Origin of the sequence: Streptomyces cyaneochromogenes (assembly GCF_003963535.1) — a bacterium.
Classification (GTDB): Bacteria; Actinomycetota; Actinomycetes; order Streptomycetales; family Streptomycetaceae; genus Streptomyces; species Streptomyces shaanxiensis.
Genome location: NZ_CP034539.1, coordinates 8008859 through 8029732 on the forward strand (window position 1 = coordinate 8008859; position 20874 = coordinate 8029732).

At 71.8% G+C, this 20874-nt stretch carries 18 protein-coding genes; 12 read left to right on the forward strand and 6 right to left on the reverse strand.

The window, feature by feature from the left end; all coding sequences use genetic code 11:
* Positions 1 to 21 precede the first annotated feature (21 nt).
* From EJ357_RS36260 to EJ357_RS36270, 3 genes are all read left to right on the forward strand, one after another.
* Positions 22 to 573 (forward strand): DUF1707 and FHA domain-containing protein, encoded by a 552-nt coding sequence (locus EJ357_RS36260; RefSeq protein ID WP_126395898.1) that lies wholly within the window; start codon positions 22 to 24, stop codon positions 571 to 573.
* A 149-nt stretch (positions 574 to 722) separates the two neighbouring features.
* Positions 723 to 2093, forward strand: coding sequence for a M14 family zinc carboxypeptidase (locus tag EJ357_RS36265; RefSeq protein WP_126395899.1), 1371 nt, complete (start codon positions 723 to 725; stop codon positions 2091 to 2093).
* Positions 2090 to 2608 (forward strand): SSI family serine proteinase inhibitor, encoded by a 519-nt coding sequence (locus tag EJ357_RS36270; protein WP_126395900.1) that lies wholly within the window; start codon positions 2090 to 2092, stop codon positions 2606 to 2608. Before EJ357_RS36265 ends, EJ357_RS36270 begins: the two co-directional genes overlap by 4 nt.
* Positions 2609 to 2728: 120 nt before the next feature.
* Here the strand turns inward: EJ357_RS36270 and EJ357_RS36275 are convergent, their stop codons facing one another.
* Positions 2729 to 3979, reverse strand: coding sequence for a M14 family zinc carboxypeptidase (locus EJ357_RS36275; RefSeq protein WP_126395901.1), 1251 nt, complete (start codon positions 3977 to 3979; stop codon positions 2729 to 2731).
* Positions 3980 to 4174: 195 nt separating this feature from the next.
* Between EJ357_RS36275 and EJ357_RS36280 the strand changes: the two genes are divergently transcribed.
* Positions 4175 to 4363 carry a hypothetical protein gene (locus tag EJ357_RS36280; RefSeq protein WP_126395902.1) on the forward strand — a complete coding sequence of 63 codons (189 nt, stop codon included), beginning with the start codon at positions 4175 to 4177 and terminating at the stop codon, positions 4361 to 4363.
* A gap of 50 nt (positions 4364 to 4413) precedes the next feature.
* Here EJ357_RS36280 and treY read toward each other — a convergent pair whose 3' ends face one another.
* Positions 4414 to 6804: a malto-oligosyltrehalose synthase gene (treY, locus tag EJ357_RS36285; protein ID WP_126395903.1), complete on the reverse strand. Its 2391-nt coding sequence runs from the start codon at positions 6802 to 6804 to the stop codon at positions 4414 to 4416.
* 331 nt (positions 6805 to 7135) lie between these two features.
* Positions 7136 to 9283, reverse strand: a complete 2148-nt coding sequence (glgX, locus tag EJ357_RS36290; protein ID WP_126395904.1) for a glycogen debranching protein GlgX — start codon at positions 9281 to 9283, stop codon at positions 7136 to 7138.
* Between the two features lie 192 nt (positions 9284 to 9475).
* Between glgX and EJ357_RS36300 the strand changes: the two genes are divergently transcribed.
* The 4 genes from EJ357_RS36300 (at position 9476) to EJ357_RS36315 (ending at position 13871) form a co-directional block, all read left to right on the forward strand.
* A complete protein-coding gene (locus tag EJ357_RS36300) occupies positions 9476 to 10288 on the forward strand; it encodes a Tat pathway signal sequence domain protein (protein ID WP_126395905.1) in 813 nt (270 codons plus the stop codon).
* A gap of 56 nt (positions 10289 to 10344) precedes the next feature.
* Positions 10345 to 11673 carry a copper amine oxidase gene (locus EJ357_RS36305; protein WP_126395906.1) on the forward strand — a complete coding sequence of 443 codons (1329 nt, stop codon included), beginning with the start codon at positions 10345 to 10347 and terminating at the stop codon, positions 11671 to 11673.
* 103 nt (positions 11674 to 11776) lie between these two features.
* On the forward strand, positions 11777 to 13015 hold the full coding sequence (locus EJ357_RS36310) for an SAV2148 family HEPN domain-containing protein (RefSeq protein ID WP_126395907.1): 1239 nt from the start codon (positions 11777 to 11779) through the stop codon (positions 13013 to 13015).
* Between the two features lie 118 nt (positions 13016 to 13133).
* The gene (locus EJ357_RS36315; protein WP_126395908.1) at positions 13134 to 13871 is read left to right on the forward strand and encodes a 3'-5' exonuclease; all 738 of its coding nucleotides are present in this window, start codon (positions 13134 to 13136) and stop codon (positions 13869 to 13871) included.
* A gap of 112 nt (positions 13872 to 13983) precedes the next feature.
* On the opposite strand, the gene EJ357_RS36320 is transcribed toward EJ357_RS36315, so the two are convergent.
* Both EJ357_RS36320 and EJ357_RS36325 read right to left on the reverse strand, forming a co-directional pair.
* On the reverse strand, positions 13984 to 14487 hold the full coding sequence (locus EJ357_RS36320; protein ID WP_126395909.1) for a YbaK/EbsC family protein: 504 nt from the start codon (positions 14485 to 14487) through the stop codon (positions 13984 to 13986).
* Positions 14451 to 15416: a DMT family transporter gene (locus tag EJ357_RS36325; protein ID WP_126395910.1), complete on the reverse strand. Its 966-nt coding sequence runs from the start codon at positions 15414 to 15416 to the stop codon at positions 14451 to 14453. The genes EJ357_RS36320 and EJ357_RS36325 overlap by 37 nt, the downstream gene beginning before the upstream one ends.
* 92 nt (positions 15417 to 15508) lie before the next feature.
* Here EJ357_RS36325 and EJ357_RS36330 point away from each other — a divergent pair, with 92 nt between their 5' ends.
* Positions 15509 to 16432: a LysR family transcriptional regulator gene (locus EJ357_RS36330; protein WP_126395911.1), complete on the forward strand. Its 924-nt coding sequence runs from the start codon at positions 15509 to 15511 to the stop codon at positions 16430 to 16432.
* 99 nt (positions 16433 to 16531) lie between these two features.
* Here the strand turns inward: EJ357_RS36330 and EJ357_RS36335 are convergent, their stop codons facing one another.
* Positions 16532 to 17395: a phosphotransferase enzyme family protein gene (locus tag EJ357_RS36335; RefSeq protein WP_126395912.1), complete on the reverse strand. Its 864-nt coding sequence runs from the start codon at positions 17393 to 17395 to the stop codon at positions 16532 to 16534.
* 169 nt (positions 17396 to 17564) lie between these two features.
* Between EJ357_RS36335 and EJ357_RS36340 the strand changes: the two genes are divergently transcribed.
* Genes EJ357_RS36340 through EJ357_RS36350 form a run of 3 tightly spaced genes read left to right on the forward strand, consistent with a single transcriptional unit; the run spans position 17565 to position 20613 of the window.
* Positions 17565 to 18500: a carbohydrate ABC transporter permease gene (locus EJ357_RS36340; protein ID WP_126395913.1), complete on the forward strand. Its 936-nt coding sequence runs from the start codon at positions 17565 to 17567 to the stop codon at positions 18498 to 18500.
* Positions 18497 to 19330 carry a carbohydrate ABC transporter permease gene (locus EJ357_RS36345; protein WP_126395914.1) on the forward strand — a complete coding sequence of 278 codons (834 nt, stop codon included), beginning with the start codon at positions 18497 to 18499 and terminating at the stop codon, positions 19328 to 19330. The genes EJ357_RS36340 and EJ357_RS36345 overlap by 4 nt, the downstream gene beginning before the upstream one ends.
* Positions 19330 to 20613 carry an ABC transporter substrate-binding protein gene (locus EJ357_RS36350; protein ID WP_126395915.1) on the forward strand — a complete coding sequence of 428 codons (1284 nt, stop codon included), beginning with the start codon at positions 19330 to 19332 and terminating at the stop codon, positions 20611 to 20613. Before EJ357_RS36345 ends, EJ357_RS36350 begins: the two co-directional genes overlap by 1 nt.
* Positions 20614 to 20874: the final 261 nt, after the last annotated feature.

Below are 20874 nucleotides of genomic sequence, written 5' to 3' on the forward strand. Positions count from 1 at the left end.
CACTGACCGACAATCAGCACCGTGACGTCGTCCTTCGAGTTCAACACGTACCCCGCGCGGCTCTCCGACGCGGAGCGCGACAAGGCGCTGAAGGTGCTCCGCGACGGCGTCGCCATGGGCCGGCTGTCCCACGACACGTTCGTGCGCCGCATGGAACTCGCCCTCTCCGCCCGCCGCGCGGACGAGCTCGCCGTCCTCACCGCCGACCTCCCTGTCGAGAGCCGTGTGTCCCGCCTGGTGTTCGGCACCGTCGAGGCGATCTCCGGCTTCACCGTACGACTGCGCAGGGCATGGCAGGCCGAGCGGCTGCCCAAGCTGCTGCTGCCGCACCCCGCGTCCGGCCATCCCCTGCGCATAGGCCGTGATCCCGCCAACGGTCTGCGGCTGACCCACGAGACGGTCTCCCGGGTGCACGCCGAACTGAGCAACCAGGGCGGCATATGGGTCCTGCGCGACCTCGGCTCCACCAACGGCACCACGGTGAACGGCCGACGCGTCATCGGCGCCGTAGTGGTCCGCGAGGGCGACCAGGTGGGCTTCGGCCGGATGTCGTTCCGGCTCGCCGCGAGCTGAGCGCAGCCTCCGCCCCGGCCCTGGCTCCGGCCTCGGCTCCACGTGACGCTCGACCGAAGTCCCTTTGCTCTCTGTGGTGTTGACGTACCCGTCAACTCGTGACTGACTGTGCGTACACCATGTACACCAGGTGAATCGACGGCACCACATTGTGGAGGTGTGCCCTGCCGCCACTCCTCCGCTACCCGACCGTCGACGAGCTGGGTGCCCGGGCGGCCGCACTCGTCGCCCGCCGTCCCCGTGACGCTCGGCTGCGCCGTGTGGGGACGTCCCGCGCGGGCACCCCGCTGTGGCTGCTGTCCGTCGGTCACGGCACCCGCCAGGCGCTCGTCGTGGCCGGCCCGCACGCCAACGAGCCGGTGGGCGGTGCGACCGTACTGCGGCTGGCCGAACGGGTGCTCGCCGACCCCCGCCTGCACGAGGGCGCCGACGCCACCTGGAACCTGCTGCTGTGCCTGGACCCCGACGGCCTGCGCCGCAACGAGGGCTGGCTGCACGGCCCGTATGCCCTCGGCGCCTACTTCCGGCATTTCTTCCGGCCCGGATTCCTGGAACAGCCCGAGTGGCTGCCCGACGGCGCGGACGCCGCCTCACTGCCCGAGACCCGCGCCCTGCTCGACCTCCAGGACGAACTGCGGCCCTTCCTCCAGTGCTCCCTGCACGGCGTCGACGTCGGCGGCGGCTTCGTCGAGCTGACCCACGACCTGCCCGGCCTCGCCCAGCGTGTCGCGCACTCCGCCGCCCGCCTCGGCATACCGCGCGAACTCGGCCCCTACGACACCCTGTACTGGCCGGAACTGGGACCCGCCGTCTACCGGATCCCCAGGCCGCGCCGGGGCGATCTGGCCGCCGCCATCACCGAGGCGGCCGTCGAGTCGACCTGGTTCCATCCGCACCGGCACGGCACGGTCACGGCGGTCGTCGAGGCCCCCATGTGGGGCGTGGCAGCAGTGGAGGACGGCGCCCGGCACGTTGATGAGGAAACGGTCCTGCGCATGGTGAGCCACACCCTGCGCCACGACGCCGGGATGCTGCAACGGCTGCTGGAGCGCCTGCGCCCGCACCTGCCGGCCGGGCCCGAGACGGCCCGGCTGCTCGCCCCGGTGGACGACTATTTACTGGTCTGCCCGGGGCTCGCCGACACCTGGGACCCCGATTTTCAGGACCCCGGCGACGCCCGCCCCCTTCCCCCGCTCAGCACCGCCCATCTGGCCGCTCTGCGCATCGCCGGGCGGCGCCTCGCCCTGCGGACGGCCGGGCTGCTGCACCAGCTCGTGACGGCCGCCGGACGCGACCCGGCCGCCGTGATGCCGGAACTGGACCGCCTGCTGGACGAGTGGTGCGAGGACTACCGCGACGGCTGCGGGGCGCGCTGGATACCGGTCGCCCGCCAGGTGGAGTACCAGTCGCGGGTCGTGCTCGCCACGTTCGAACTCGCCGGCCGGTACGCGCCCGCGTGTTCCCGTTCGGGTGAGCCGGGCTGGAATGCCGGTGCCGCCGTGCCGATGCATCGGGAATGACACAATCCCTCACGAGGCGCCACCTCACCGGGCACTCCCGCGCGGCGAAGACGGTCCGGGCCGGCCTGGCGGCCGCCACCACCCTTCTCGTCCTCGGCGCCGCTCCGGCGCCCACGGCGGCGCACGACCCGCTCCTGGAGCCCGGGCCGACCCGCTGGCTCTTCCTCACGATCACCCCCGGCGACGGCGGGCGCGCCGACACGCGTGGCGACGGCGGACACGCCGGAACCCGCGGCGAAGGCGGTCACAGCCGCGGCGTCCTCCTCTCGTGCGACCCGCCCCAGGGGCACGACCGGGCGGTCGAGGCCTGCGCCGAGCTCGCGAAGGTGGACGGCGACGTCAGCCGGCTCCAGGGGCTCCAGCCCAAGAACACCTTCTGCCCGATGATCTACGCGCCCGTCACCGCCCACGCGCGCGGGACATGGGGCGGACGGTCCGTCGAGTACCGGGAGACCTTCTCCAACTCCTGCGCGCTGGCCGCGCGGACCGGGTCGCTGTTCACGCTGGACAGCTGACACGGTCGTTCGAGCCGACGGGGCCGCCCGGGTCGCCGCGTGCCGTGGCGGGCCGCACGCGCGCGTGGAGGGCGTTCACGCGCGCGTGGCGCCGGCCTGCCCGCGCGGCGCGGTTCCGTCTCACGCCGCTCGGTCCCGTGCGTGCAACGCCGCCGCGACGACCGTGCGGGACTGGTGCTCGACCTGGTGCTCCAGAGGTACCCAGCGGGCGCGGAAGCGTTCGGCGAAGGCGTCGCTCCAGGTCGCCACGAGGTGTTCGAGGCGCGGTGCCGCACGGTCGTCGGCCTCCTGCAGGACGCGCAGCAGCATGGCCGCCGCCCGCAGCGGGAGCCGGCGCCCGAAGGCGTCCACGCTCCCGACGTACGCCCTGGTGCCGTCGGCGGGCGGTGTGTGCATCCAGTCGGCGGCCAGCCCCGGCACCAGCTCCAGCGCCCACTTCGAGGCCCGCAACAGGGGCCCGTCGAGGCCGTTCAGGCGGGGCAGCGCCTCGGCCAGCACCTGTTCCACCTCCAGCGCGTCCCGCCGCAGCCGGCTCCCCAGCCGCCGCATCGCCCGGGCCGGATCCGGATGTGGCGCCGGGTCGTCCACCAGGTCGCTCGCCCACATCGGCACCTCGACGACCGCGGTCAGGCCGCCGTACCGGTGCACGTGATACCAGGTGCTGCTGCGCGCGTCGTCCGGCATGCTCGGGTACGCCGCCCCCGCGCCCGGCGCCGGCATCACATGCACCCCGGGCCCGGCCGCGGGCCAGCCCGCCGCGTCCGAAGCGCCGGTCTCCACCGGGATGTGCAGCTGAGCCGCGGACTTCGCGAACGGTTCGGCGAGCCCGGGGATCTCCTTCGTCAGCTGCACCCAGCTGCCGCCCAGATCGGTGCCGTGCAGGGTCACCTGGAGGTAGGGGCGCAGCTCGTCGATGACCCGGGTCAGCGCGCGGGTCTCCGGCGGCAGCCTGTCGGGCGGCAGCGCGGCCGGCGCCCACTCCGGCTGCTCCGCGGCAGCCGGCCTGAAGAAACCGAGGTGGTACTCGTACAGGCTGCGGGGCGCCGGAGTGACGTGCAGGCTCGCCCCGTCCGGGTCCGCGCACAGCAGGAAGTGCCAGGAGATGTCGGCCCGGAGGTCCCGCTCGTGCAGGACGCGCTCGGCGACCGCGAGGAGTGTGGAGCTGCCTGTCGGCTCGTTGGCGTGTGCGCCCGCGACCACCAGGACGGCGTGGCGGGCGTGGCCGATGGACAGCAGATGGAGGGGTCTGCCGCCCCGGGAGGTCCCCACCTGTCTCAGCGTGCACAAGCCGGGTCGGTGAGCGGCCAGAGCCCGGGCGGACCGGACCAGTTCGGCAACGGTGGGGTAGCGCAGCTCCGGCAGGAGACTCACCCCCGTCACATCCGCCCGGCTTCGCAATCCGCAGTACCCCACGGTCTCGTTGACGTGTCAAGGAGTTCGCGGGGGAGGCTCCAGGGGGCGCCCAGTGGCATTCACCGCCGGCAGGTGGGAAACGGTCGGCGTCAGCGGGCGGGCGAGGCCCACCCGACCGCTCCGGGAGTGCGGTCTGCGCGCCCCAGGAGTGACTTGGCGAGACGTACGTCCCACCGAGCACCGCCCGCCGGCCCCAAGAGGTCACCGGAGCCCGCCGGGCCGGTGCGCATCGCCGCTCGTCACCACGCGCCGACCGTCGTGCCCGAGCGCCGGGAGCGTGCGCGGGTACGAGCCGGTCGTCGGCAGGACGGCACAGCGCGCGGTGACGCCGTACGCGCCTGACGAGAGCTTCTTCGGCCGCGGCAGCTGCGGGCCGGGCGGCGCGAGCGGCACTACGTCCGCCGAGTCCTCTGCGTCCCCTGTGTTCCTTCCTCCGCGCCGACCCGCTCCAGCAACGCCACGGGCAGCCGCTCGAAGAGCTCCTCCACGCGCGCGTGCCCGGTGAACTCCCGTTCCGGAGCCAGCACATCGGCCCACCGCCCCGGCGGCAGCGGCAGCAGAGTGTCCCGCCAGCCGCCCGCCCGGGCCAGCCGCAGCGACAGCCGGGTCACGGCGGTGACGACCTCCTCCGAGCGCACGAACGCCGCACAGTGGGCGGCCGCCGGTCCCTCGGCGGTCAGGGGCGTGTACGACGCCGAGTCGCCGAACACGTCGGGGCGCCGCCTGCGCAGCCGCAGCGCGGCCGCGGTGACCGCGCCCTTGTCGCCCGGAGCCTCGTGCGGGAACCGCGCGGCCCGCCGGTTGTCCGGGTCCACCAGCGCCCGGTACTCGCCCTCGGTGCCCTGGTAGACGTCCGGGATGCCCGGCATCGTCAGCTGGGCCAGGGCCATGCCCAGCAGGTTCGCCCGGATGTGCGGCTCCAGGCTGCTCCGGAAGGCGGCCACGCGCTCGCCCGGCGCCCCGCACGGCCCCGCCGCGACGAACGCCGCCACCGCCTCCTCGTACGGCGGCTCCTGCTCCGTCCAGCTGGTGAACAGCCCGGCTTCGCGCACATGCTTCAGCAGGGCCCCCTGAACGCGGTCGACGGCCGCCTCGCCCAGCCCGAACACCGTCTGCCAGGCGGCCCACGCCAGTTGCGCGTCCGGTACGCCCTCGCCGTCGCGCGTCACCTCCGTCAGGACGTCCGCCCAGCGCTCCGGGCACTCGGTGAGCACGGCCAGCGCGGCCCGTACGTCGGCACTGCGCTTGGTGTCGTGCGTCGACATGACCGTCCCGGTCACGGGCCAGTCGCGCTGCACGCGCGCACAGTACGCGTGGAACTCGTCCGGCGAGACCGCCGGGCTCCCCGGGTTGCCGCCCACCTCGGTCGCCGACAGCAGCGGCACATAGCGGTAGAACGCCGTGTCCTCCACGGACTTGGCCCGCAGCGCCGACGCCGTCTGCGCGAACCGCGTCCGGAACTCCACATGCTCCGGCCCCTCACCGGCCCGCCCGAGCACCAGCTCGCGCACGACGTCGACCGCACCGGCCTCCTCGGGCACGACGAAGGCGAGCCGGGCCTCCTCGGCGGCCTCCTCGGTCACCACGAGGGCCGCGTCACCGGAGGCGTACGGCCGGTAGACCTCCAGCCGGACGAGGAGTTCCTGCAGCGCGGTGCGCAGCGCCCAGGGCGCCCGATCGCGCAGCGCGGGCTCCGGGGACGTCCCGCACACGCGGTTCGCCACCCGCGTCAGCCGGTCGATCTCCGCGGCCAGCTCATGCGTGAGCACCTTGTACGCCGCCCGCCGCACCGTCGCCTCCCAGTCGCCGCCCCGGTCCGTCTGCGGGGCCGCGAACCGCCGGTACTGGCCGAGGAGTTCCCCGAAGCCCGCCGCATCGGTGAAGAGGCCGTCCACGTGCCGCAGGGCGTCGTAGCCGGTGGTGCCCGCGACGGGCCAGGAGGCCGGCAGGTGCTCCCCGTCCGACAGGATCTTCTCCACGACCGTCCAGCGCCCGCCGGTCGCCTCGTGGAGGCGCTGGAGGTACGCGTCGGGGTCGGCGAGGCCGTCGGGGTGGTCGATGCGCAGCCCGTCGACCACGCCCTCGTGGAGGAGCTGAAGGATCTTGGCGTGCGTGGCCTCGAACACCTCCGGATCCTCGACCCGCACCCCGATCAGCTCCGAGATACTGAAGAACCGCCGGTAGTTGAGCTCCGTGCGCGCCAGCCGCCACCACACCGGCCGGTACCACTGAGCGTCCAGGAGCTGCGGCAGCGGCAGGTCCGCGGTGCCTTCGCGCAGCGGGAACACATGGTCGTAGTAGCGCAGGACGTCGCCGTCCGCCTCCAGGTTGCCGAGCTCCTCGCCCAGCGGGTGCCCCAGAACCGGCAGCAGCACCTGGCCGCCCTGCGCCTCCCAGTCGATGTCGAACCATCGTGCGTACGGCGACTTGGGGCCCTCGCGCAGGACCTCCCACAGGGCGCGGTTGTGGCGCGGGGCCATGGCCATGTGGTTCGGCACGATGTCCACCACCAGGCCCAGGCCGTGCTCGCGCGCGGTGTGCGCCAGTGCGCGCAGCCCCTCCTCGCCGCCCAGTTCCTCGCGCACGCGCGCGGGGTCCACGACGTCGTAGCCGTGCCCCGAACCCGGCACCGCCTCCAGGACGGGGGACAGGTGCAGATGCGAGACACCGAGCGAGGCCAGGTACGGCACGGCGGCAGCCGCGGCCGCGAACGGGAACGCGGGCTGCAGTTGCAGCCGGTAGGTGGCGGTCGGCACCGTCGGGTCAGGTCGCTCAGACGTCATGGAAAGCTACGTACCCGCCTTGCCGCGCTTCGTGTCATCGTCCCCGCCACGTGGGGCCGCGCGCGAGACGACGCAACGGTCGCGTCCCGACGCGGGGGACACGACGAGCCGGTGCCGTCCCGACGTCCCCGTCAGGACGGATCGGTGCCGTCCCGACGCCGCCGGAAGGACGAAACGGAGCCGTCCCGACGTCACCGGAAGGACGAAACGGAGCCGTCCTGACGTGCGAGACAGGACGAAACAGTGCCGTCCCGACGCGCCCGACGCGCCCGACGTGACGAAACAGTGCCGTCCCGACGTGACCGGGCAACCACCCGCCGACCCCCCGCCCCTAAACCGGCCGCTGCAACACCGTCAGGCTCCGGTCCACCAAGGTCAAACGGTCCCCGGCCTGTACCTTCGCCCCCGTCCCGGGCGGCACCCCGTCCGCGCGGGCCGTGTCGACGACCACCTGCCACTGGCGGCCGTGGTTGATCGGCACGACGAAGTCGAGGGTCTTGGGGGAGGCGTTGAACATCAGAAGGAAGGAGTCGTCGGCGATGCGCTCCCCGCGCGAACCCGGCTCCGAGATCGCGTTGCCGTTGAGGAACACGGTCAGCGCCGACGCCTGCGTCCGGTCCCAGTCCCGCTGGGTCATCTCCGTGCCCTGCGGGGTGAACCACGCGATGTCCGACAGGTCGTCGTGGGTACCCTCCACGGGCCGTCCGTGGAAGAAGCGGCGCCTGCGGAAGACCGGATGGTCCCGCCGCAGCCACACCATCGCGCGCGTGAAGGCGAGCAGCTCACGGGACAGACCGGCCGCGGCCCCGTCGTCCGAGCCGTCCGCCCCGTCCTGCGGCCACGCGACCCACGCCAGCTCGCTGTCCTGGCAATACGCGTTGTTGTTGCCGCGCTGCGTGCGCGCGAACTCGTCGCCGTGGCTGATCATCGGCACGCCCTGGGACAGCATGAGCGTGGCGATGAAGTTGCGCATCTGGCGGGCGCGCAGCTCCAGGACGGCCGGGTCGTCGGTCTCGCCCTCCGCCCCGCAGTTCCAGGACCGGTTGTGGCTCTCGCCGTCCCGGTTGTCCTCGCCGTTGGCGTGGTTGTGCTTGTCGTTGTAGGAGACAAGATCGTGCAGCGTGAACCCGTCGTGGCAGGTCACGAAGTTGATGGAGGCCAGCGGGCGCCGCCCGTCGTCCTGGTACAGATCGGACGAGCCCGTCAGCCGGGACGCGAACTCCGCCAGCGTGCGCGGCTCGCCGCGCCACAGGTCCCGTACGGTGTCGCGGTACTTGCCGTTCCACTCGGTCCACAGCGGCGGGAAGTTGCCCACCTGGTAGCCGCCCTCACCCACGTCCCACGGCTCGGCGATCAGCTTCACCTGGGAGACCACCGGGTCCTGCTGCACCAGGTCGAAGAACGACGACAGCCGGTCCACCTCGTGGAACTGCCGCGCCAGGGTGGCCGCGAGGTCGAAGCGGAAGCCGTCGACGTGCATCTCGGTCACCCAGTAGCGCAGCGAGTCCATGATCAGCTGCAGGACGTGCGGGGACCGCATGAGCAGGGAGTTTCCGGTGCCCGTGGTGTCCATGTAGTAGCGCGGGTCGTCCGTCAGGCGGTAGTACTGCGCGTTGTCCAGGCCCCGGAAGGACAGCGTGGGGCCCAGGTGGTTGCCCTCCGCGGTGTGGTTGTAGACCACGTCGAGGATGACCTCGATGCCGGCCTCGTGCAGCGCCCGCACCGCCGACTTGAACTCCAGGACCTGCTGGCCGCGGTCGCCCCAGGAGGCGTACGCGTTGTGCGGGGCGAAGAAGCCGATCGTGTTGTAGCCCCAGTAGTTGTTCAGGCCCATGTCGACCAGCCGGTGGTCGTTCACGAACTGGTGGACCGGCATCAGCTCCAGTGCCGTCACACCCAGCTCGGTGAGGTGTTCGATGACCGCCGGGTGCGCGAGGGCGGCGTAGGTGCCGCGCAGCTCCTCCGGCAGCCCCGGGTGGCGCATCGTGAGGCCCTTCACGTGGGCCTCGTAGATCACCGTGTGGTGGTACTCGGTGCGCGGCCGCCGGTCGTCGCCCCAGTCGAAGTACGGGTTCACGACCACGGACGACATCGTGTGCGGCGCCGAGTCCAGGTCGTTGCGCTGCTCGGGCCGGTCGAAGTGGTAGCCGTACACCTCCTCGCCCCAGCGGATCGCGCCGCTGATCGCCTTGGCGTACGGGTCGAGCAACAGCTTCGCGGAGTTGCAGCGCCGGCCGTGTTCGGGTGCGTACGGGCCGTGCGCCCGGAAGCCGTACCGCTGCCCGGGCATGACGCCCGGCACGTACGCGTGCCGCACGAACGCGTCGCTCTCCCGCAGTTCCACCGCCGTCTCCGAGCCGTCGTCGTGCAGCAGACACAGCTCTACTCGGTCCGCGGCCTCCGTGAAGACCGCGAAGTTCGTGCCGGCGCCGTCGTAGGTGGCACCGAGTGGATATGCCTCTCCAGGCCAGACCTGCATGGACACGACTCTTTCAGCTCGGGCCCGCCGTCGGGGGCGCCTTGCCGTCGAGTCTCCCCGAAAGTGAGGGAACCACCTATGACTTACGTCCCTCTTACCGGTCGACCAGTGCAGATGCGGGTACGGCCATCAGGGGCGTACCAGTGGGGCAGACACGTACTCCCGGGGAGTAGGGGGGAGTAGGGGGAAGATGTGCGCAAGATAGTGCACCGCCACCTGGGCAAGGTGGTGGCAGGTGCGGCCATCGCGGTGGCCGGAACGGCCGTGATGGTCGGGATCACCCTGCCGGGGACGGCGGGGGCCGACACGACGGGTGGGGCCGACGGCGGCGGCCGGTCCGCGCAGCAGGCGGCTCAGGGGCAGGACGCCGCCGCCGCCGTGCAGCCCGGCGTCGTCGAGGAGGCGCCCGTCGAGGGCGACCGCGGCAAGGGCAACGACCCGCTGACCGATGACGAGATCACGCGCGTCGAGAAGCTCGCGGTGAACCGGCAGCTGTTCGACGGCAGTGAGAACGTCAGGGGAGCACGCGGCCCGCAGCGGATCGAGACCCAGCTCGCCGAGCCCGAGGCCGACGAGGTCGACGACGCGAACGCGCCCCGGCGCGCCGAGGTGACCTTCTACGACTACCGGGACGACACCCTCGTCACCCGGACCGTCAACCTCGACACGGGCAAGGTCGAGCACACCGCCACCCAGCGCGGTGTCCAGCCGCCGCTGAGCCGCTCCGAGGAGACCGAGGCCGCCAAGCTGCTGATCGCAGACCCGCTGGGCGCGGGTCTGAAGGCGGACTACAAGGACGCCACCGGCAAGGAGCTCACCTCCCCGGACCAGCTGCAGCTCAACAGCATGGTGTACAAGGCCAACCCGGGCGGGTCGGCATCGGTCGCCAAGTGCGGCGAGCACCGCTGCACCCGGCTGTTCCCGAAGATCAAGAACGGGTCGTGGGTCGACCTCCGGGACTTCGTGATCGACCTGAGCGCCCGCAAGGTGATCCGGCTCGGCTGAGCCTACCTCCGTTCACTTTTCCAACCCTGCACCTCCTGTAAGGGAGTCACTTCTTCATGCGCGTCAACAGAATCAGCCGTGCCCGCAGGCGGGCGGCCTTCGGCCTGTCCCTGGCCGCGCTGGCCGCCGGCGCGACGACCGGAGCGGGACCGGCTGCCGCCCAGCCGAAGGCGGCCGCAGCCCCGACCCCCAACTGCAGCGCGGCGTACCGCATCGAACAGAAGCTCTCCACCGGGACGACCTGGCGGATGTGCTGGCGCTTCAACGGCACGGCCGGGGTCATGCTGGAGGACATCTCCTACCAGCCGCCCGGCGAGGCCAAGCCGATCAAGGTCCTCAACAGCGCCAAGCTCGCCCAGATCCATGTGCCCTACGACGACGGCGACTCCGAGTACAACGACATCACGGAGTACAACTTCGGCAACGGCCTGCTGAACATGAAGCCGGCGGAATGCCCGGGCGGCACCATCAAGACCGTCAAGGTCCGCGAGCCCGCCTACTCCGACTCGCAGGACGTCAAGGGCCTGTGCGCCACGACCCGTTCGCGCGGCCACGCGTACCACATGCAGACCGATCCGCTGAACGGCGGTATCGGCAAGACCTACCAGGCCCAGGGCAAGGACCTGCTGCTCTACACCATCAACAAGGTGAGCTGGTACGAGTACATCACCGAGTGGCGCTTCTCGGACGACGGCACGGTGAGCATGAACGTCGGCGCGACCGGCAGCCTCGCGCCCGAGGACTACGACGCCGGTGACGGCCGCGGCTGGCCCATCGGCAAGGGCGCCAAGGACTACGCCGACAGCCACAGCCACAACGTCTTCTGGCGGCTCGACTTCGGCCTCGACGGCTCCTCCAAGACCCGGGTCGAGCAGTACGACTCGAAGGTGAGCCCGGCGGCGGGCGACCGCGGGCCGACCAACAAGACGACCCTCACGAAGGTCACCAAGGAACTCGCCGGCGACGCCAAGAACATGCGCTGGTGGCGGGTGGTCAGCGGGACGGGCAAGAACAAGGACGGGCACGCGCGCAGTTACGAACTCGTGCCGGGTGCCACCACCAAGTTCCCGGGCCGCCCCTTCACCGCGCACGACGTGTACTTCACCGAGTACAACAAGTGCGAGCAGTACGCGAGCGGCAACCTGGGCGCCTGCGGTGCCGGGCACCCCAAGGACGTCGACAAGTGGGTCAACGGGCAGTCCCTCACCCACCCCGTGGTCTGGATGAACGTGGGCTTCCACCACATCGTGCGGGACGAGGACCAGCAGCCGATGCCGGTCCACTGGCAGGGCTTCTCCATCGTCCCGCGGGACGTCACCGCTATGAATCCGCTCACTCCGGCGGATCTCAAGGGCATCAATGGCCATGTCGGCCGCGATAGTTGAGAATCCCTCTTGTCCATCCGGCTGCACCGCCGACCGCTCCCGGAGTACCCTTCCTTGATCGTTGGGACGGGGAGTGCTCGGGGGAGCGGAAGGCGGTGCGCGGGTGGGCTCGGGAGGGCTGGAGTTGCCCCCTGGTGACGAGGGTCACGAGGGGAACTCCACAGACGTCCCACCCGGCACGGTGTCCCTGGCCAGGCCGATGGAGACCAGCTCCATCGGCCCGGAGCTCGACTGGGACACCGACGCCTGGCGCGAGGTGCGTACGCGCGCCCAGCGGGCCGGCCGGGCCTATATCTGGCTGAACCTCGTCGAACAGCGGTTGCGCGCCGTCGTGGCCGCTGTTCTGCGTCCCATCTACGAACCCGTCCACGGCGACGACTGGGTCGTGGCGGCGGCGGGGCCGGCCGGACAGGAGTGGGTGCAGCGCGCGGTCGCCGTCCGCGAGGTCAGCCGCCGCAAGGGCTACCTGCTCGACCCGGCCGACGACAACGTCCTCAGCTTCCTCACGCTGCCGCAGCTGCGCGAGCTGATGGTGCAGCACTGGCCGTGTTTCGAGCCGTACGTAGACGACCGCCGGGACGTCGAACTCGCCCTGGACGAGCTCGAGGTGACCCGGAACGTCGTCTCGCGCAACCGGGCACTGTCCGAGGCGGTCCTGAACCAGGCCGAGCGGGCCTCGGCGCGTCTGCTCGAGATCCTCGGCACGGGCGGTGACGTCCCGTCCGCGCGCCGGCTGCCCATCGACGCGGTCGAGGACCTGGTCGGTGACCGGTACGCCGACGTGGTCGCCGTGCACCCCGACCGGGTGCGGCTGCTGCGCCAGTTCCCGGCCGAGGACATCTTCGGCGGCGCGCGCCGGCTCGACGCCATCGGCATCGGTCTCAACCTGCTCGTGCAGAACTTCTCCGGGCGGCGCCTGGTGCGGCTCGCGGAGTCCGGCTGCCGGGTGCGGCTGCTGTTCCTGAACCCGGCCTCCAGCGCGGTCAAGCGGCGCGAGCGCGAACTGGGCATCAAGCGCGGCGAGCTGAGCCGCGCGGTCGAGATGAACATCCTGCACATGCGCCGGGTACGGTCCCGGCTGCGCGACCCCGGTGCCTTCGAGATCCAGGTCTTCGACGAGACGCCCCGCTTCACGGCCTACCTCGTGGACGGCGACGGCTCCGACGGCATCGCGGTCGTGCAGACCTATCTGCGGCGGACCCGAGGGCTGGAGGCGCCGGTCCTGGTGCTGCGCAACGGCAGCAGGGTGGTCAAGTCGGACGAGATCGACGAGGGCGGGCTCTTCCCGACCTACCGCGAGGAGTTCGAGCTCATGTGGGCGGATTCGCGTCCGGTGTCCTGAACTGTCCTACCGTGCCCATCTCCTGCCGCACAAACGGAATGCGGTCCCCTGATTGTCAGTGGCGCATGGGAAGGTGGAGACCACTGGGGGAAAGCACCACCAAGAAGGGGGACCGCCCATGGGCTGGCACCGGGAGCTGCTGATCGGCTTCGACCTGGAGACGACGGGAACCGATCCGCGTGAGGCGCGCATCGTCACGGGCGCCGTGATCGAGGTCAGGGACGGGCAGCCCATAGGGCACAAGGAGTGGCTGGCGGATCCGGGCGTCGAGATCCCGGCGGACGCGGTCGCGGTCCACGGGATCAGCAACGAACGAGCGGCCGCCGAGGGCAGCCCGGCCGACCAGGTGGCCGACGCCATCGCGGACGTCCTCGTGACGTACTGGAAGACGGGCGTGCCGGTCGTCGCCTACAACGCGGCCTTCGACCTGAGCCTGCTCTCCGCCGAGCTGCGGCGGTACGGACTGCCGTCCCTGCGCGACCGCCTGGGCGGCCAGGACCCGGCCCCGGTCATCGACCCGTACACCATCGACCGCTGGGCCGACCGCTACCGCCGCGGCAAGCGCAACCTCGAAGCGGTCTGCCGGGAGTACGGCATCTCCCTCGACTCCGCGCACGACGCGTCCGCCGACGCCCTCGCCGCGGCCCGGCTCGCCGGTGCGATAGCCGTCCGCCACCCCAAGATCGCGGCTCTCGGTCCGGCGGAGCTGCACCGCCGCCAGATCGAGTGGTACGCCGAGTGGGCGGCGGACTTCCAGAACTTCCTGCGCCGCAAGGGCGACGCGACCGCGGTGGTCGACGGGACATGGCCGCTGAGGGAGCCGACGGAGGAGAAGGTGGCCGGGGAAGCGGTCTGAGGCCCGGCGGGCAGTCCGGCCCGGTTCGGGCCGAGTCCGACACGCGGGTGCGCCGGTGTGCGGGTGCGCAGGCCGGTGGCCGCGGCGCCCCGAGCCTTCCCGGCGCCCTCCCTCACCCCTCCGCGGGACCCGCGATGCGCTCGACCCGCGGCTTGGCCAACCGCTCGTAGTCGGCGCCCGAGATGAGGAGCGAGCGGTCCAGCCGGGCGGCGTTGAAGTACAGCTTCGGCCGGTCCAGGACGTCCGGGTCGGCGACCAGCTCCAGGTCGGGATCGAAGCTGAACGGCAGGACCGTGCCGGGGACGGCGCGGGCCAGCCGCTCGGCGGTCTCCGGGTCGCTGAAGCCGACGTAGCGCGCGGCGAACAGCGTCCGGACGGCGTCCAGGTCCACCCGTCGGTCCCCGGGGACGACCGCGAGGACGTGACGTGTCGTGCGCCGGTCCACCTTCACCCGCAGCACGATGCACTTCGCGGCCTCCGAGGCCGGGTGCCCGCGCAGGGCGCAGACGGCCTCGGTGCTGCCTTCGGGTTCGTGGTCGATGAGGCGGTAGTCGACAGAGGAGGAGTCGAGCAGGGAGATCAGGTGGTCGTAGGTGTCGTGAGCGCTGTCGGGCATTCGGGTTCCTTGTCGGGGGCGTGGGTCGAGGGGAGTCGGCGTTCCGGTGCGCTCCGGTGGGCCCGTTCCACCGACTGACCCCAGTAGGTGCCGGCGAGCATCAGGGCCGCGCCTAGGCCGGTGAGCGGGGTGAGGTGCTCGCCGCCGAGGGCGATGCCCACCGCGACGGCCCAGATCGGCTCGGTGCCCAGCAGCAGGCTGGCCCGGCTGGCCGAGGTGCGCTGCACGGCCCAGGTCTGGGCGAGGAAGGCGAACACGCTGCAGAACAGGGCGAGATAGACGAGCTGCGCCCAGGTCGCCGGGTCCGCGTGGACCAGCGTCGGCAGGTCGAGGGCGGCGGCGGGCAGGAACAGGGCCGTGCCGACCAGGGTCTGCACGGTGGTCAGCTGCAGCGGGCGGATCGCCCGCCCCGCGGTGCGGCGGCCGACCAGCACGACATGCACGGCGCGGATCAGCGCGGCGACGAGCATCAGCAGGTCGCCGAGGCGCGGGGCGTGGAAGCCGTTGCCGGACATGAGCAGCCCCACGGCCAGCACGCACACGCCGGTCGCGGCGAAGAAGGGGACGGGCAGCGTGCCGCGGTTGCCGCCGCGGTCGAGGAGCGGGGTGAGGACGATGGTCAGGCTGATGATGAGTCCGGCGTTGGCGGCGCTGGTGTGGGCGACGCCGTACGTCTCCACGACCAGGACCGCGGCCTGGGTCACCCCCAGCGCCACCCCGGCCCGCAGCTCGTCCCGCGTCCAGCGGCGAGACCCGCGCCGCCGTGCGGCGACGACACCGAGACAGGCGACGGCGGACAGGGCGTAGCGGGCGAACAGCACCAGCAGGACGGGGAGCGCTGCAGTGGCCGTCTGGGCGGACAGATAGCTGGAACCCCAGACGAGCGCGACCAGGAGGAGTACCGCATCGGTACGGCGGACGTCGGACACGCGCCTACGGTGCACCGGAGGTGACCCTGAAGCCCAGTACCACTTTCTAAAACGATCATTTAGCAGCACTACATCGTCCCTAGACTGGGGCCATGGACGAACGGCAGCTGCGAATCCTGCGCGAGCTCGGCGAACTGGGCAGTGTCACGGCGGTCGCCGAGGCGCTGCTGGTGACACCGTCGGCGATCTCCCAGCAGCTACGGCTGCTGCAGCGCGCGATCCCGGTGCCGCTCACCGAGCGGCAGGGGCGCCGCCTGGTGCTCACCGACGCCGGGCAGGCGCTGGCGGGCGCGGCCGTCGAGGTGGAGACGGCGCTCGCGCGGGCCAGGCACGCGGTGGAGGGGTTCGTCGAGCGACCGGAGGGGGAGGTGTCGGTGGCGGCCTTCCACAGCGCGGCGACCGCGTTCTTCCCGCTCCTCCTGCGAGCACTGGCGGGCCCGGGCAGGCCGGTGCCGAGGCTGGTCGACGAGGACGTACCCCAGGAGGACTTCCCGCGGCTCACCCGGGAGTACGACATCGTCCTCGCCCACCGCCTGGACCACGCCCCGCCGTGGCCGAACACGGTGGCCACGACGACGCTCCTGCGTGAACCGCTGGACGTGGCCATGCCCGCCGACCACCCCCTGGCCGCCAAGCGCCGCGTCACCCCGCGCGACGTGGCCGACGAGCCGTGGATCACCGTGCACGACGGCTTCCCGGTCCTGGCGGTCATCGAGGCCGTCGCCGCAGCGGCGGGCCGCCGCCTCCATCTGGCCCACCGCATCAACGAGTTCGCGGTGGTGGCGGAGGTCGTGGCGGCCGGCGGCGGGATCGCGCTGATGCCGCGCTGGACGATGCGTCGACATCCGGCCCTGGTCCTCAGACCCCTCAGCGGCGTTCAGGCAAGACGCCACATCGACGCCCTCTACCGCCCCGAACGCACAGCCCGCACAGCGGTCCGTACGGTCCTGACCGAGCTGGGCGGCGCAGCACGCAGCATCCAGAACAGAGAAGGCGACGGTGGGGCCACGCCGTAGAGGGGCGCCGTACTTGATATGCGGCTCTGCCGCTCGGGCGCGACATGCCACAGCGAACCCGCGGTCGCCCGACGACGCGCAGCCCCCGGACAGCAGGCGTCAGAACGGATACCACCGCACCGTCTCGTCCCCCTCCCGCAGCGAACCCACCCGCCGCCCGAACTCCGCCAACGCCTTCGGATTGCCGGGCGCATGCTGCGCCACCCACGCACAACTCGCGGTCTCCCGCGCCCCGCGCAGCACCGAACACCCCTCCCACTCCCGCACATCCCAGCCGTACGCCGCGACGAACGACTCGTAAGCCGCCGCGGGCAACCCGTACCGATCGCGCGAGAGCGCCATCACCACCAGGTCGTGCTCCCGCAGATCGAAGGAGAAGGTCTCCAGATCCACCAGCACCGGCCCGTCCGCCCCCACATGCACATTGCGAGGCAGCGCGTCCCCGTGAATCGGCCCTGGCGGCAGATGCGGCGTCAGCCCCGCCGCGGCCGCCGCGAACCCGTCGCGCCGCTCACGCAGATACGCCGCGTCCGCCGGATCGATCGCATCACCGGCCAACCGCAACCACCGCTCCACGCCGCCCAGCAACTCCCGCGCAGGCAGCTCGAAGGAGGGTGCGGGCAGGGCGTGCACGACCCGTAGCAGTTCGGCCAAATCCCGTGGCTCGGCGGGCCGTACCGGATCGGGCAGCCGATGCCACACGGTCACCGGGTGCCCCTCCACGAGCAGCGCCTTGGGCTCGGCCGCGCGCACCGCCGGTACGCCCGCCTCGGCCAGCCACCCCGCGATGTCCAGTTCGCGTCGGGCCCGGTCGAGGAGTTCCGCGTCGCGGCCCACCTTGACGACCAGGTCACCGGCGGCGAACACCGCGTTCTCGCCGAGGGCGAGCAGTCGCGCGTCCCGCGCCGCAGCGGGCAGTACGCCCGCCGCGGCCAGTACGTCCCGCGCCCGTGCCTCGTCCATCGTCCGCCTCCGTGTGGTCGTTCGCCTGCGTGAACGGCGTCGGATTCCCGCCATCGGCGCTCAGTCTCGCATTCCCACAGGTCGGACCGCGTGCGCGCGGTCTTGACGGGGCAGAGCGCCTTCACGACCATGACCGGGCCCACCCGAGCCGCGCAAAGGGGCTGATTCCGTGACATCGGTGACCGAGGCGCAGAGGGCGGTGAGACGCGCGCCCAGGAGCAGAACCCCGCGGCGCCTCGCGGATCACGGCGCCTGGTTCCTCGTACTGCCCGCGCTGATCCCCATCCTGATCCTGAGCGTCGGTCCGCTGCTCTACGGCATCCTGCTGGCCTTCACCGACGCGCAGTCCGGACGGACCGCGCCCACCCAGTGGATCGGCGGCCTCAACTTCCGGGATCTGCTGCAGGACACGCTGTTCTGGGAGTCGTTCCGGATCGGCCTGGTCTGGGCCGTCGGCGTAACCGTCCCGCAGTTCCTGCTGGCGCTCGGTCTCGCCCTGCTCCTCAACCAGGACCTTCGCCTGCGCTGGTTGGCCCGCGCCCTCGCGATCGTCCCGTGGGCCATGCCCGAGGTCGTCGTCGGCGTGATGTGGCGGCTCGTCTACAACCCCGACGCGGGCATTCTCAACGAGACGATCCGAAACCTCGGTCTCGGCGACGGCCGCGACTGGCTCAGCGGGCTCGGCACCGCGCTGCCGGCCGTCATCGTCGTAGGCATCTGGGCGGGCATGCCGACCACGACGGTCGCCCTGCTCGCCGGCCTGCAGAACACCCCGCGCGAGCTCCACGAGGCGGCGGCCGTGGACGGCGCCGGTGCCTGGCGCCGCTTCCGCACGGTCACCTGGCCCGCCCTGAAACCGGTCGCCCTCTCCATCACGGCCCTCAACCTGATCTGGAACTTCAACTCCTTCGCCCTGGTCTACGTGCTCACCAGCGGCGGCCCCGGCGGCCGCACCCGGCTGCCCATGCTGTTCGCCTACGAAGAGGCCTTCCGCTACGGTCAGTTCGGCTACGCGGCGGCGATGGGATGCGTGATGGTCGCGGCGATCTCGATCCTCCTCGCCGTGTTCCTCGCCGGACGGCTCAGGGGAGGTGACGAGGCGTGAGGACCAGCCGAACCGGCCGCGCCGGCCAGTATCTCGCCCTGCTCGCCTACCTCCTCTTCCTCGCCTTCCCCTTCCTCTGGCTGATCTCCACCGCCTTCAAACCGCCCCGCGAGCTGGGCAGTCTGCACCCCACCTGGATCCCCGAGGACCCCACCCTCGCCAACTTCCGCCAGGCCTTCGACGAACAGCCCCTGCTGCAGGCCGCTGCCAACTCGCTCATCGCCGCGCTCGGCGCCGCCCTGATCGCCGTACTGCTCGCGACCCCGATGGCGTACGTCATGGCCCGCCACCGCACCCGGCTCGCGCGGGCGGCGACCGGCTGGGTGGTCGTCAGCCAGGCGTTCCCGCTCGTGCTGGTGATCATCCCGCTGTTCCTGGTGCTGAAGAACCTGCGGCTGATCAACTCGATGCCGGGGTTGATCATGGTGTACGTGGTGTGGGCGCTGCCGTTCGCGCTGTGGATGCTCGTCGGATACGTCCGCGCCGTGCCGCCCGAGTTGGAGGAGGCCGCGGCGGTCGACGGGGCCGGGCGTCTGAGGACCCTGGTGTCGGTGACCGCGCCGCTGCTGGCGCCGGGGATCGTGGCGACGGCGCTGTTCGCGTTCGTCACGGCGTGGAACGAGTTCTTCTTCGCGCTCGTTCTGCTGAAGACCCCTGAGAAACAGACCCTGCCGGTCGTCCTCACCCACTTCATCGGCGCGGAGGGCGTCGCGGACCTCGGCCCGCTGGCCGCCGCCGCGTTCCTCGCGACGCTGCCCTCGCTGGTGGTGTTCGCGGTCATCCAGCGGCGGATCACGGGCGGCATGCTCACCGGGGCGGTGAAGAGCTGATGCGTACGAGAGTGCTGTTGCCCCTGGTCGTCCTGGCTCTGTTGCTCACCGGATGCGGCGGTGACGACGATGGCGGACCGGACGGGCGGGTCACCCTGCGCTTCCAGTCCCTGGCCTGGCAGGAGGAGTCCGTCGAGGTCAACCAGGAGCTGGTGAAGGAGTGGAACGCGAGCCATCCGGACGTCAAGGTCGAGTATGTCCAGGGGAGTTGGGACAGCGTCCACGACCAGCTGCTCACTTCCTTCGAGGGCGGTGAGGCGCCGGACATCATCCACGACGCCTCGGACGACCTCGCGGACTTCGCGTACGGCGGCTACCTCGCCGACCTGACCGACCTGCTGCCCGAGCGGCTCAGGTCCGACATCCCGCAGCGCAGTTGGGACACGGCGACCTTCGGCGGCGGGATCTACGGCGTGCCCTTCCTCCAGGAGCCCCGGGTGCTCATCGCCAACGCGAAGTGGCTGAAGGACGCCGGAGTTCGCATCCCCACGCCCGAACGGCCCTGGAGCTGGGCGGAGTTCCGGGAGATTACCGATGAGCTGAGCGGGGACAGCAAGTACGGCGTCGCCTGGCCGCTCAAGGAGCCCGTCTCCGCCACCCTCAACCTGTCGCTGTCGGCCGGCGGACAGCTGTTCCACCGAGACACCGACGGCAAGGTGACCGTCCGCTTCGAGGCGGCCGACGCTGTGATGCCGCGCACCGTCCACGACCAGGCCAACACCGACCGCAGCGCCTCGCCCACGACCCTGGGCAGCGGCGGCTCGGACACCCTGCCCGGCTTCTTCGGCGGCCGCTACGCGATGGTCCCGCTCGGCTTCTCCTACCGCCAGCAGATCGTCCAGCAGGCACCGAAGGGCTTCGACTGGCAGGTGCTGCCCGCCCCTGCCGGCGCAGACGGGCTCACCCAGGGCGTCAGCCCGCAGACCCTGTCCATCGCCGAGGACAGCTCGCACAAGCGGGAGGCGGCCGAGTTCATCGACTTCCTGCTCCGGCCGAAGAACATGGTCCGGCTGGCACTCGGGGACTGGATGCTGCCGACCGGCACCGAGGCGCTCAAGGACCCGGCCCTGCACACCGCCGAGAACGACTGGGCCACCGGCACCTCCCTCGCCGGGCATCTGCGCTCGGCGCCCGCACAGTCCGTACGCGGCTATCCGGAGTGGAAGGACAAGGTCGCCACACCCGCCTTCCAGGAGTACTACAGCGGGGCCATCGGCCTCGCCGAACTGCGTCGACGTCTGGAGGACGACGGGAACCTCGTACTGGCCCGCTACCAGCGCTGACGTGCGCCACGTGCGCCACGAGCCCCACGTACACCTCCGCCCCCTCGATTTCGGCGCGGGCGTAATTCGGTGGTCCGCGTCCCCCGGCCCCGCCTAACGTGCCGTCCGTGGCAGCGAACAACGCGATCTTCTTCTCCGGTCACGGCCGGGGCTACGCGCACTCCGTACGGATGCGCCGCGGCCCCGGAGCCCTGACCGGCCCGGGGAGCCACGCCCGCTGATCCGCGGCGGACCCACTTCTCTGCCTCCCCCTTTCTCCTG